Source organism: Pantoea sp. SGAir0180, from assembly GCF_043546245.1.
Genome location: NZ_CP028071.1, coordinates 3,411,601 through 3,425,059, shown reverse-complemented (window position 1 = coordinate 3,425,059; position 13,459 = coordinate 3,411,601). Strand labels below are relative to the sequence as shown.

The 13,459-nt window shown below is 57.2% G+C and carries 9 protein-coding genes; 7 read left to right on the top strand and 2 right to left on the bottom strand.

All coding sequences use genetic code 11. The annotated features are described in order from the left end of the window. Positions 1 to 137: 137 nt before the first annotated feature. On the top strand, positions 138 to 1,574 hold the full coding sequence (locus tag C1N58_RS16125) for a methyl-accepting chemotaxis protein (protein ID WP_033739053.1): 1,437 nt from the start codon (positions 138 to 140) through the stop codon (positions 1,572 to 1,574). Between the two features lie 136 nt (positions 1,575 to 1,710). Here C1N58_RS16125 and C1N58_RS16120 read toward each other — a convergent pair whose 3' ends face one another. Further along, positions 1,711 to 2,004 (bottom strand): DUF1330 domain-containing protein, encoded by a 294-nt coding sequence (locus C1N58_RS16120; RefSeq protein ID WP_006121667.1) that lies wholly within the window; start codon positions 2,002 to 2,004, stop codon positions 1,711 to 1,713. Positions 2,005 to 2,015: 11 nt separating this feature from the next. Then, positions 2,016 to 2,879 carry a glutathione-dependent disulfide-bond oxidoreductase gene (yghU, locus tag C1N58_RS16115; RefSeq protein WP_006121666.1) on the bottom strand — a complete coding sequence of 288 codons (864 nt, stop codon included), beginning with the start codon at positions 2,877 to 2,879 and terminating at the stop codon, positions 2,016 to 2,018. 227 nt (positions 2,880 to 3,106) lie between these two features. On the opposite strand from yghU, the gene C1N58_RS16110 reads away from it, so the two are divergent. The 6 genes from C1N58_RS16110 (at position 3,107) to C1N58_RS16085 (ending at position 13,430) form a co-directional block, all read left to right on the top strand. Continuing rightward, complete coding sequence (locus C1N58_RS16110; protein ID WP_033739058.1) at positions 3,107 to 4,024, top strand: aminoimidazole riboside kinase; 918 nt, start codon at positions 3,107 to 3,109, stop codon at positions 4,022 to 4,024. 401 nt (positions 4,025 to 4,425) lie between these two features. Further along, positions 4,426 to 7,512 carry a beta-galactosidase gene (locus tag C1N58_RS16105; RefSeq protein ID WP_394550085.1) on the top strand — a complete coding sequence of 1,029 codons (3,087 nt, stop codon included), beginning with the start codon at positions 4,426 to 4,428 and terminating at the stop codon, positions 7,510 to 7,512. Positions 7,513 to 7,562: 50 nt separating this feature from the next. Continuing rightward, positions 7,563 to 8,807, top strand: a complete 1,245-nt coding sequence (locus C1N58_RS16100) for an MFS transporter (protein ID WP_054688393.1) — start codon at positions 7,563 to 7,565, stop codon at positions 8,805 to 8,807. A 238-nt stretch (positions 8,808 to 9,045) separates the two neighbouring features. Beyond that, on the top strand, positions 9,046 to 10,584 hold the full coding sequence (locus C1N58_RS16095; protein WP_394564334.1) for a carbohydrate porin: 1,539 nt from the start codon (positions 9,046 to 9,048) through the stop codon (positions 10,582 to 10,584). A gap of 66 nt (positions 10,585 to 10,650) precedes the next feature. After that, positions 10,651 to 12,021, top strand: a complete 1,371-nt coding sequence (locus C1N58_RS16090) for a sucrose-specific PTS transporter subunit IIBC (protein ID WP_033739068.1) — start codon at positions 10,651 to 10,653, stop codon at positions 12,019 to 12,021. After that, entirely contained in the window at positions 12,021 to 13,430 is a 1,410-nt protein-coding gene (locus C1N58_RS16085; protein WP_185200091.1) for a sucrose-6-phosphate hydrolase, read from the top strand. Before C1N58_RS16090 ends, C1N58_RS16085 begins: the two co-directional genes overlap by 1 nt. The last annotated feature ends 29 nt before the right edge of the window (positions 13,431 to 13,459 follow it).

Genomic DNA, 13,459 nt, shown 5'->3' with positions numbered 1-13,459 from the left:
CAGTTATGCATTACCCGCCATAAAGTATTTACGGTACGCGTCGATACCAATCTTATGTGTCTGCGCCCGTTGCGCCGACCAACTCTGGGCACGCCTCAGGTCTGAGGCGCGGTGCAACCTCTGGTGGATGCGTACCTATGAATACAGATTTAACCCGCGTCGGGGAGGGGGTTTCCCCTCAGCGTATTGCGAAGCAGGCCGACAGGCTGATTGTTATGCTGTGCTGGGCCCTGGTAGTGATTTCCGCTATCGTCGGCAGTCTGTATCAGTCAACGTGGCTGGCCATAACCGTGGGTACCGCGCTGGCGCTGGTCGCCACGCTGGTGGGATGGCTGGCAAACGGAACGCTGTTTTCCCGACTCTGGCTGGCCTTCACGCTGATTGGGTTTGCGGGGCTGCTGATTCAGTTGGGCCGGGGCGAAACCGAGTTTCACTTTTCGGTGTTTGTTTTACTGTCGGTCTTGCTGGTTTACCGCGACAGCCGACCGCTTCTGATGGCAGCCGCGACAGGCGCGGTGCATCACCTGGTATTTAACTATCTGCAGGAGCACGATCGGTTTGGCATCGTGGTCTTTCACCATCCTGGTCTGGAGATGGTGCTGTTTCATTCACTGTTTGTGGTGGCGCAAACCGCGATGCTGGTGCTTATTGCCCGGCAGATGGCTGCGGATTTGCGCGCCTCCAGCGAAGTGGCGCAACTGGCTGCCCGCATTAACCGCGAGCCTGGTTGCCTGACGCTGTTTGCGGACAGTCAGCAGAGCGAAACGCCCTTTGCCCGCACCTTTAGTCAGACGCTGGGGACGATGCGCGGTACGTTAAATCAGGTCAGCCACGGCGTTGCGGAACTGCTGCAGGAATCAGACAGCATGCTGTCTCGTAATGCCGCGCTGTCACAGCGCACTGACGAGCAGGCGCAGGCGCTGGATGTTGCGACCAGTGCAATGTCACAAATCAGCGTGGCGGCAAGTCTGGCGCGGGACAAAGCGCAAACGGCCTGCGATCTGGCCCGGGAAACCCGCCAGGTCGCCAGTAAAGGCCAGGAGAATATTCAGCAGGCCATGCACTCAATGGCCCAGATTAATGTCGAGTCGGGGCGGGTAAAAACCATTCTTGAACTGATTGACGGCATTGCCTTCCAGACCAACATCCTGTCGCTGAACGCCTCGGTGGAAGCCGCACGAGCCGGTCAGGAAGGGCGCGGATTCGCAGTCGTTGCCAGTGAGGTGCGTACCCTGGCGTTACGCTGTGAGAATGCGGCACGGGAAATCCGGCAACTGATGGATGCCTCCAGCTCCAGCGCCGGTCAGGGCACCGTTCAGGTTGACCAGGCCGCGCAAACCATGCAGGCCATTCACGTGAGTATCGACAGCCTGTCACAGCTGGTGAGTGAACTCTCTGAGATGAGCGTCCAGCAGAATCAGAGCATTGCGCAGATTCAGCAAAGTATTAGCAGTATCGATCACAGCGTGCAGCATAACGTCAAACATGTGACCGAAACGCTTCAGGTTGCGCAGCAGCAACGGCAGCAGGCAGGCGCGTTGCAGCAGGCGATTTCGCTGTTTCGTTTTAGCTGATCAAAGACAGGAGAGCCACCCCGGGATGAGGTTCACAAGGGCAGGAGTTACGTTGGCTGGCTAAGTGGGCAGCCGCCGGCCTGCGGGTCCGTCAGGATGACGTCGTGATCCGCAGGACGACAGCGGCCCCAGGCCGTTAGCTGTCCACGCCTTTCACTAACAGTACACGGTAGTTGGCGCCTTTCAGGCGATGCTGTTTCGCCGCCTGGTATTCCGGACTGTCATACCAGGCATGCGCCGCCTCAGTCGTCGGGAACTCAATAATCACAACGCCCTCGGCTTCAGGCCCTTCCAGCGTTTCCAGTTCGCCATAGAACGCCAGCGGTTTGATGGGATGGTCACCCCGTGCTTTGCCCGCTTTTTCCGCGTAGGCAGCCATTTCATCCTGATTCAGGGTGTTATCACGAATAAATACGACATATGCACTCACTGTCTTTCTCCTCAGGCCTGCTTGTCTTGGGTTTGGGTATCAAAGTCCGATGCATCATGGCGTTCACGCAACTGGTCGGCGGGATCGCCCATCACGCGGTTAACTTTGCGACCACGCATTACAGCCGGACGTTGGGCGATCTCTTTGGCCCAGCGCACCACATTTTTATAGGACTGAAGATCCAGGAATTCGGCCGCGTTGTACTGGTTGTACAGCACCATGCTGCCGTACCATGGCCAGGTGGCGATATCAGCAATGGTGTAGTCATCACCGGCCAGATAGCGGTTATTGGCCAGCTGACGATCCAGAACGTCAAACTGACGTTTGGCTTCCAGTGAGAAGCGGTTAATGGCGTACTCAATTTTCTCTGGCGCGTAGTGATAGAAGTGACCAAAACCGCCGCCCAGATAAGGGGCAGAGCCTTGCAGCCAGAACAGCCAGTTCAGCGTCTCGGTGCGCTTCGCAATGTCTTTTGGCAGAAAATAACCGTATTTCTCTGCCAGATAGAGCAGGATATTACCGGATTCAAACACCCGAATCGGTGGCGTGGCAGAGTGGTCACTCAGGGCCGGGATTTTGGAATTCGGGTTGATATCAACAAAGCCGCTGGTGAACTGGTCGCCTTCGCCAATGTTAATCAGCCAGGCATCGTACTCCGCATCATTTACGTTCAGCGCCAGCAGCTCCTCCAGCAGAATGGTGACTTTCTGGCCGTTTGGCGTACCAAGGGAGTAAAGCTGCAAAGGATGTTTACCGACCGGCAGGGCTTTTTCATGCGTTGGGCCTGCGGTTGGGCGATTTGTTTTGGCGCCGTTACCTTTGGCTTCCGGGTCCCACTTCCAGACTTTAGCGGGCTGATAGTGTTGTTCAGACATGATGAGGTTCGCCTTTTTGTGTTTGGAGTGTCACGAGTGTAGCAGTTGCCAGCACGCCGGTTTAACCCTGGTGGCGGTGACTTTGTATCGCTTTACTACAATGCTTAAGGCAATTGACCGTCAGCCCTGTGTCTGTTTTCTCTGCCTAAATCACATTGATGACGGCTGAGCATTGCTATGCTAAAACGGTTTAGTAAAATTTAGCTATAGCTGAGCAGGAGATAACGATGACAGCGCGAGTCTGGTGTCTGGGTGACGCCGTGGTGGACCTGCTTCCGGACGGACCGGGGCATTTAATTCAGTGTGCAGGCGGCGCGCCCGCCAATGTGGCCGTCGGCATTGCCCGCTTGCAGGGCAAGAGCGGATTTATCGGCCGGGTCGGGGACGATCCCTTTGGCCATTTTATGCAGCAAACGCTGGCCAGTGAGCAGGTTGAGACGGCGTATATGACGCTGGACAGCGCGCATCGCACGTCAACGGTCGTGGTCGCGCTCGACCATGAGGGCGAACGCTCTTTTACCTTCATGGTCCGGCCCAGCGCAGACCTGTTTCTTGAACAAGGCGATCTGCCGCCGTTTCAGCCGGGCGAGTGGCTTCACTGCTGTTCCATTGCGCTGGCCGCCGAACCGTCCCGTTCCACGACCTTTACGGCGATGCAGCGGATAAGCGAAGCCGGGGGATATGTCAGCTTTGATCCCAACATTCGTCACGACCTGTGGCGCGATGACGCGCAGTTACGTGACTGTGTGAACCGCGCGCTGCAACGGGCAGATGTGGTCAAGCTGTCGGAGGAAGAGCTGGCCTTTCTGACCGAAGAGACGCAGGGCGGTGACAGCCTGCAGATGCTGGCAGAACGCTATGCGATCAGTCTGCTGATGGTCACCCAGGGCAAAGCCGGCGTAAAAGTCTGGCACCAGGGTCAGCATTATCACTATCCCACGTTGCCCGTGGTGAGCGTGGACACCACCGGTGCCGGTGACGCTTTTGTCGCGGGGTTATTGTGGGGACTGGCAGAAAAAGGCCTGCCCACCAATGAAACGGAGCTGGCGGCATGCTTAACCAGCGCTCAGCAATGTGGCGCACTGGCGACGACCGCCAAAGGCGCGATGACGGCGCTGCCCTATCGTCATCAGATTGCGGGCTAATGCCCACTGTCGCCGCGCGCAGGCCCGCCCGGCGGGCAGCAGAACCCATACGGGGCAGGTGACCGTTGGCGGAACGCCCAGATGCGCGCGTTCCGTCACCCTGGCGACCACGACGGATTACGCACCCGAACCTGCCCCCCCTTCTCCTGACGTATCATTTCACCGCGTTGTGCTGGCCTTATCAGGTTTCCGGCTGATTTCACTGACCTGTGACGGCTTCGACGTTGCCTGACCGCGCCCGCTTTGTCCTGCTTCGCCAGGCCCCCGACGCTACGTTATGCCCGAATGCGCTTTGCTGTGAGGCAGTTCACTCATTCGCCTTTCCCTGCTTTACAAGCGCTGACCTGGCTCGTAATGTCATTTTTATGTGAGCGGATAACAATTTTACGCAGGAGAGTAACATGGCCCTGGAGAGAGATTCACTGGCTGCCGTACTGGCCCGGCGCGACTGGGAAAACCCTGGCATCAGCGAACGTAACCGGCTGGAAGCCCATCCCCCTTTTTGCAGCTGGCGCAGTGCAGAAGCAGCTCGTGAGAAGCATCAGTCAGCGCACGTCCAGTGTCTGAATGGCGAGTGGCAATTTGCTTATTTCACCGCGCCCGAGGCCGTACCGGAGAGCTGGCGGACGCAGGATCTGGCCGAAGCCGCGCCGATAGCCGTGCCGTCGGTATGGCAGATGCAGGGTTATGATGTTCCCATCTATACCAATGTCACCTATCCCATCCCGGTAAATCCCCCCTTCGTTCCCGCTGAAAACCCCACAGGATGTTATTCGCTCACATTTAATGTGGATGCCGAGTGGCTGGTGTCAGGACAAACCCGAGTGGTATTCGACGGTGTGAATTCAGCGTTTAATGTGTGGTGCAACGGCCGCTGGGTTGGCTATGGTCAGGACAGTCGTCTGCCCTCGGAATATGATCTGACGGAGTACCTGGTCAGGGGTGAAAACCGTCTTGCCGTCATGGTGTTACGCTGGAGCGATGGCAGCTACCTGGAAGATCAGGACATGTGGCGCATGAGCGGCATTTTCCGCGATGTCACCCTGCTGCACAAACCGGCCACCCATATCCGCGATCTGCGTATCCGCACACATTTCAATGACGATTTCAGCCGTGCCCGGCTGGACGCCGAGGTGCGCGTCGCCGGCACGCTGGATGACGACTTACAGGTGAGCATACAGCTCTTTGCAGGCACTGAATTGGTGGGGGACGCGACATCGCCACTGGGCAGTGCGATCGTTGACGAGCGCGGCGCCTGGAACGATCGGACAACGCTGTCCCTCCGCGTGAACAATCCTGCGCTCTGGAGCGCGGAAACGCCGCATCTCTATCGGGCGGTGGTGCAGTTGCACCGGGTGGACGGCACGCTGATTGAAGCGGAAGCCTGCGATGTGGGATTCCGTCACGTCAGTATTGAGAACGGCCTGTTGTTACTCAATGGCCAGCCACTGCTTATCCGCGGCACCAACCGTCATGAGCACCATCCTGTCCACGGCCAGGTGATGGATCGCGACACGATGGTGCAGGACATTCTGCTGATGAAGCAGAATAACTTTAACGCCGTGCGCTGCTCCCATTATCCCAATCATCCTCTGTGGTACAGCCTGTGTGATTATTACGGGCTGTATGTGGTGGATGAAGCCAATATCGAAACCCACGGCATGGTGCCAATGAATCGCCTGAGTGACGATCCGGCCTGGCTGCCCGCGATGAGCCAGCGCGTTACGCGCATGGTGCAGCGTGACCGCAATCACCCCTGCATTATTATCTGGTCTCTGGGCAATGAATCAGGCCATGGTGCCAACCATGATGCGCTCTACCGCTGGCTGAAAAGCGAAGATCCGTCCCGTCCGGTGCAGTATGAAGGCGGCGGCGCCAACACGGCGGCCACTGACATCATTTGCCCGATGTATGCGCGCGTCGATCAGGACCAGCCGTTCCCGGCGGTGCCAAAATGGTCGATTAAGAAATGGCTGTCGATGCCGGGCGAGCAGCGGCCGCTGATTCTGTGTGAATACGCCCATGCGATGGGCAACAGCCTGGGCGGCTATGCGAAGTACTGGCAGGCCTTCCGTCAGTATCCCCGCCTGCAGGGCGGTTTTGTCTGGGACTGGGTCGATCAGTCTTTAATTCGGTACGATGAGAACGGCGAAGCCTGGTCCGCTTATGGCGGTGACTTTGGCGATACGCCCAACGACCGTCAGTTCTGCATGAACGGGCTGGTTTTTGCCGACCGGACGCCGCATCCGTCGCTGTATGAAGCGCGCCACGCACAGCAGTTCTTCCAGTTCAGCCTGCTGCCCGGCAGTGAGCGCACGCTGGAGGTCACCAGCGAATACCTGTTCCGCCATAGTGACAATGAAATTCTGCACTGGTCCGTGGCCCAGGACGGGAATCTGCTGGCGACAGGTGAGGTCACGCTCGACATCGCACCGCAGGGCCGTCAGCGCATCACCCTGCCCGCCATGCCACTGCCAGAATCCGCAGGGCAACTGTGGTTAACGGTGCGCGTAGAGCAGCCGCAACCTACCGCCTGGTCCGAAGCCGGACACATCAGTGCCTGGCAGCAGTGGCCGCTGGAGACGATTCTTGATATCGCGCCTGCGTCTGTGGCCGCCAGCGCCCCCGTGCTTGAGCGCAGCGAAGACCGCTTTAGCGTGGTGGTGAATAACCAGCGCTGGGCGTTCAGTCGGGAGCAGGGCGTCCTGACGCAGTACTGGATTGATGAAAAAGCACAGTTACTGTCGCCGCTGACGGACCAGTTCACCCGCGCGCCACTGGATAACGATATCGGTGTCAGCGAGGCCACCCGTATCGATCCCAACGCCTGGGTTGAGCGCTGGAAAGCGGCGGGGCATTACCAGGCGGACGTTATCACCCTGCAGTGCAGCGCGGAAACGCTCACCGATGCCGTACTGATTACCACCGCGCATGCCTGGCAGTTCCAGGGCAAGACCCTGTTTGTCAGCCGCAAAACATACCGTATCGATGGCTTTGGTGAGATGCAGGTGACGGTCAATGTCGAGGTCGCCCGCGATACGCCGTATCCGGCCCGCATCGGGATGTGTTGCCAGTTAGCGGAGGTGGCTGATCGGGTGAACTGGTTAGGTCTGGGTCCCCATGAAAACTACCCGGATCGCCTGACCGCGGCCTGTTTTGATCGCTGGGATTTATCGCTGGACGACATGTACACGCCGTATGTCTTCCCCACCGAGAACGGCCTGCGCTGTGGCACGCGTGAACTGCGGTACGGTGTCCATCAGTGGCGCGGTGATTTTCAGTTCAACATCAGCCGCTACAGCCAGAAACAGCTGATGGATACCCGCCATCGCCACCTTTTGCAGCCTGAAGCAGGCACCTGGCTCAACATTGATGGCTTCCATATGGGCGTCGGCGGCGATGACTCCTGGAGTCCGTCGGTGTCCCCTGAATTCCTGCTTAGTGCCGGACGCTATGGCTACCAGTTTACCTGGGGGCAACAAAAGTAACTTAGCGGGCAGGCTCCGGCCTGCCTGACTCTCGCATAAGGAAGTCCGCTATGTACTATTTAAAAAATACTAACTTTTGGTTGTTTGGCCTTTTCTTCTTCTTTTACTTTTTCATCATGGGTGCCTATTTCCCGTTCTTCCCCATCTGGCTGCATGATATTAATCACATCAGCAAAGGGGACACCGGCATTATCTTCGCCAGTATTTCGTTGTTTTCTTTACTGTTCCAGCCGCTGTTTGGGCTGCTGTCCGACAAACTCGGGCTGCGCAAACACCTGTTATGGGTGATCACCGGCATGCTGGTGATGTTCGCCCCTTTCTTTATTTATGTATTTGGCCCGCTCCTGCAGGTGAATATTCTGGCGGGTTCGGTTGTGGGCGGTATTTATCTGGGCTTTATCTACAATGCGGGGGCACCTGCAATTGAAGCTTATATTGAGAAAGTCAGTCGCCGCAGCCATTTTGAATTTGGCCGGGCCCGTATGTTTGGCTGCGTTGGCTGGGCACTGTGCGCCTCTATCGTCGGCATCATGTTCACCATTAATAACCAGTTTGTTTTCTGGTTAGGCTCTGGCTGTGCCGTGATCCTGGCGCTGCTGCTGTTCTTTTCACGCACCAGCAATTCCTCATCTGCCACGGTGGCGCAGGCCGTGGGGGCGAACCAGTCCGCATTCAGTCTGAAGCTGGCACTGGAGCTGTTTAAGCAACCCAAACTGTGGTTTTTGTCGCTATATGTTGTGGGCGTTTCCTGTACGTACGATGTATTTGATCAGCAGTTTGCCAACTTCTTTACCTCGTTTTTTACGTCGGGTGAGCAGGGCACGCGCGTCTTTGGTTACGTCACCACGCTGGGCGAATTGCTGAACGCCTGCATCATGTTTTTTGCGCCGCTCATCGTTAACCGTATCGGCGGCAAAAATGCCTTGTTGCTGGCGGGCATGATCATGTCTGTGCGCATTATGGGCTCCTCTTTTGCCACCACGGCGGTGGAGGTGGTGATCCTGAAAACATTACATATGTTTGAGATCCCTTTCCTGATCGTCGGCTGTTTTAAATACATCACCAGCCAGTTTGAGGTGCGCTTCTCCGCCACGATTTATCTGGTGTGCTTCTGCTTCTTTAAGCAGTTAGCGATGATTTTTATGTCGGTACTGGCGGGCAATATGTACGAAAGCATTGGCTTCCAGGGCGCGTATCTGGTGCTGGGCTGTATTGCACTGGCCTTCACGCTGCTTTCCGTCTTCACGCTCAGCGGGCCAGGGCCGCTGACAGCGTTACGTCGGCAGCCTGTCTGACGCACAATTATCCCCTTAACACTGGGCAGGAGACTGCCCATTGCTTTGTCCGCGCTCCCCGCTTTTTGCCGCTTCCTTTCCCACCACATCGTGTCGTTTTGCGAACTGACTCACAATCATAAAAACGGTTTAGCAAATTGCTTTGCCTGGAAATCCGGCGATCAATATTATCCAAAACCTAAACCGGTTTAGCAAAATGACAACACCACGACCTGGACCTTTCTGGAATGGCAAAACGATGAGAAAAAAGAGACTTGCTGCAACCGTTGGATTGTTGCTCTGCGCAGGCCCGGCTCTGGCTGCGGAACCGAGCATGAGCAGTATCGAAGCCCGGCTGGCTGCGCTGGAAAAGCGCCTGCAGGCGGCTGAGCAGCGTGCTGACGCCGCCGAACGTCGCGCAAACGCCGCAGAAAAACAGGCCGCTTCAGCGGAAAAACAGGCCCAGCAGCTTGCCAGCGCACAACAGCAAACCCAGGCCACTGCCACCCAGGTGGAACAGCGCACGGCGAAACTGGAACAGAAGGCGAGTGATGGCGGGGGCTTTGAATTTCACGGCTATGCGCGTTCTGGCTTATTAATGAACAGCTCGGCGGCCAAAACGCAGGGCGGCCCGACCGTGACGCCGGCAGGGGAAACCGGTGGGCATGTCGGGCGCTTAGGCAACGAACCGGATACCTATGTCGAACTGAATCTGGAACATAAGCAAACGCTGGAAAACGGGGCGACCACCCGCTTTAAAGCCATGCTGGCCGACGGTCAGCGGACCTATAACGACTGGACGGCCGCCAGTAGCGATCTCAACCTGCGGCAGGCGTTTGTGGAACTCGGTCAACTGCCCACCTTTACGGGCGCGTTCAAAGACACCACCGTCTGGGCGGGGAAACGCTTTGACCGCGACAATTTCGATATTCACTGGATCGACTCCGACGTCGTGTTCCTCGCCGGGACCGGTGCCGGTATTTACGACATGAAGTGGAGCGATCAGGCTCACAGCAACCTGTCGCTCTACGGGCGCACCTTTGGTGATATCGAAAACAACGATAACACCGCACAGAACTACATTCTGACAGCCAACAACTATTACGGCCCGTTCCAGCTGATGCTCAGCGGTATGCGCGCCAAAGACAATGACGATCGGCTGGACGTGAATGGCCTGAAAGTGAAAGGCGATGCTGCGAATACCGGTCTGCATGCCCTGGTGGGGCTGCACAACGACAGCTTTTATGGTCTGCGTGAAGGAACGGCGAAAACCGCGCTCTTGTATGGTCACGGCTTAGGTGCAGAGGTCAAAGCCATTGGGTCCGACGGCGCATTGCTGCCGGATGCGGATACCTGGCGTCTGGCCAGCTACGGGATCACCCCACTGGGCGGCGGCTGGCATATCGCTCCGGCGGTACTGGCGCAGAGCAGTAAAGATCGTTACGTCAAAGGCGACAGCTATCAGTGGGCGACCGCCAACATGCGCCTGATTCAGGGGCTGACGGAGAATTTCGAAATGCAGTACGAAGCCACCTATCAATATATGGATCTGCGTCCGGAAGGCTTCAATCAGCGTAGCGCAGTAAGTGGTAACTTCTACAAACTGACCGTTGCGCCTACGTTGAAAGCCAGCAACGTAGGGGAATTCCTGAAACGTCCGGAAATTCGCCTTTTCGCCACCTGGATGGACTGGGATCACCGACTGGACAACTATGCGCGCGGCGATGCGTTTGGCAGCAGCGGCTTTGAAGCCGGCGGTGAATGGAACTTCGGCGTACAAATGGAAACCTGGTTCTGACCGGGCGGCCCTGTAGGGCCGTTTCAACCGGGTTGACAACATTACACGACAACACAGAGGTTTTTTATGGATTTTGTACAAATCTCCCGCGCATTACTGCCGCTGCTGGGAGGCAAAGAAAATATTGCCAGCGCAGCCCATTGCGCAACCCGGCTCCGGCTGGTGCTGGTCGAGGATGCCAAAGCGGATACCGCCGCGATCGGTAAAATCGACGGTGTGAAGGGCTGTTTCCGCAACGCGGGCCAGCTGCAGGTCATTTTTGGGACTGGCGTGGTCAACAAAGTCTATGCGGCGTTTGTGGCGGAAGCGGGCATCAGCGAGTCCAGTAAATCGGAAGCGGCCGACATTGCGGCCCGTAAGCTCAATCCCTTCCAGCGTATCGCCCGGTTGCTGTCGAATATTTTTGTCCCGATTATTCCGGCGATCGTTGCCTCCGGCCTGCTGATGGGCCTGCTGGGCATGGTCAAAACCTATGGCTGGGTTAACCCGGAAAACGCCCTGTATATCATGCTGGATATGTGCAGTTCGGCGGCGTTTATCATTCTGCCGATTCTGATTGGCTTTACGGCGGCCCGTGAGTTTGGTGGTAACCCGTTCTTAGGCGCTACGCTGGGCGGTATTCTGACGCATCCTGCGCTGACTAATGCCTGGGGCGTGGCGGCCGGTTTCCATACCATGAACTTCTTTGGTATCGAAGTGGCGATGATTGGCTACCAGGGCACGGTCTTTCCGGTCCTGCTGGCCGTGTGGTTTATGAGTCTGCTGGAAAAACAGCTGCGCCGCATCATCCCGGATGCTCTCGATCTGATCCTGACGCCCTTCCTGACAGTGATCATCTCTGGCTTTGTGGCACTGCTCATCATTGGCCCGGCCGGGCGCGCATTGGGGGATGGTATCTCCTTTGTGCTCAGCACCCTGATTGCCCATGCAGGCTGGCTGGCCGGATTGCTGTTTGGCGGGCTGTATTCCGTTATCGTGATTACTGGTGTGCATCACAGTTTCCACGCGATTGAAGCTGGCTTGCTGGGTAACCCGTCTATCGGCGTCAATTTCCTGTTGCCGATATGGGCGATGGCTAACGTGGCACAGGGCGGCGCATGTCTGGCCGTGTGGTTTAAAACGCAGGATGCCAAAATCAAGGCGATTACTTTGCCCTCTGCGTTTTCTGCCTTGCTGGGCATTACCGAAGCGGCCATCTTTGGTATTAACCTGCGCTTCATGAAGCCCTTCATCGCCGGCCTGATCGGGGGAGCCATCGGCGGTGCCTGGGTGGTGTCGATGAAAGTGTATATGACGGCGGTGGGCCTGACGGGCTTACCCGGTATGGCGATCGTTCAGGCCAGTTCGCTGCTGAATTATATTATTGGTATGGTTATCGCCTTTAGCGTCGCCTTTGTGATCGCCTTCCTGCTGAAATACAAAACGGACTCTGAATGATGGCTAACAACACTCTGCTGCCCGCCATGCTGAAGGCGGTAATGAAAGGCCAGCCTAAAGCACGTGAGGACAGCCACTATCCGGGCTGGCACCTGGCGCCGGTCACCGGGCTGCTTAACGATCCCAATGGGTTTATCCATTTCGACGGGCACTATCACCTGTTCTACCAGTGGAACGCCCTGGGCTGTGAGCATAAGCATAAATGCTGGGGCCACTGGCGCTCTGCGGATTTGCTGCACTGGTCGCATGAACCTGTCGCGTTGCTGCCAGACGAAGAGTACGACCGGAGCGGCTGCTATTCAGGCAGCGCGGTAGACGATAATGGCACCTTAACCCTGTGTTATACCGGCAACGTTAAGTTTGCCGACGGCTCCCGTACCGCCTGGCAGTGCCTGGCGGTGCAGAACCCTGACGGGGGATTCGATAAGCTGGGGCCGGTGCTTCCCCTGCCGGCGGGCTACACCGGCCATGTTCGTGATCCGAAAGTCTGGCGTCATGGCGCACACTGGTACATGGTGCTGGGCGCGCAGGACAAGCAGCTCAAGGGCAAAGTCCTGCTACTGCGCGGAAGCGATCTGCACCACTGGGAAAACCTCGGCGAAATTGCCGGTAGCGGTTTGGGTGGACTGGGCGAAGCCGGTTATATGTGGGAATGCCCGGACATGTTCACCCTGGGAGAATCGACGTTTTTGATCTGCTGTCCTCAGGGCATTGAACGGGAAGAGAAACGCTTTCTGAACAGCCATCCCTGCGCCTGTCTCAGCGGCACGCTGGATTATGAAAACGCCCGCTATACGCACGGGGGGTTCACTGAGCTGGATGCGGGGTTTGAATTCTATGCGCCGCAGACCACGCTGACCGAGGATGGCCGTCGGCTGCTGGTGGGCTGGATGGGCGTCCCGGACGGGGAGGAGATGCATCAGCCTACCGTGAAATTCGGCTGGATTCATCAAATGACCTGTATCCGGGAACTGAGCGCGCGCGACGGTAAACTGTACCAGCAACCGGTGGCGGAACTGCAGGCGTTGCGCGGCGAGACGCAGCGCTATCACGGCAACGCCAGTCAGGCTCCGTTACTCGCTGCACAACGGCTTGAGCTGATGCTGGAATCAGGCGGCGGGATCACGCTGGATTTCGCCGGTTCACTGCTGCTGACCTGGCATGCGGATGCATTGTGCCTGGCGCGCCGCAGTCTGGAAACCGGCGAATGGCTTTACCGCCACTGGAACGGGCGGGCGCACAAACTGCATATTTTGTGTGACCACTCCAGCGTAGAGATTTTTATCAATGACGGAGAAGGCGTGATGAGTAGCCGTTACTTTCCCACGCATCCGGCGGAGTTACGCCTGCGCGGTAGCGCAGAAGTCACGGCCTGCTACTGGTCGTTACGATCCTGCATGGTAGAATAAGCCCTTGTTTCCTTAACCGAAGCACCGTC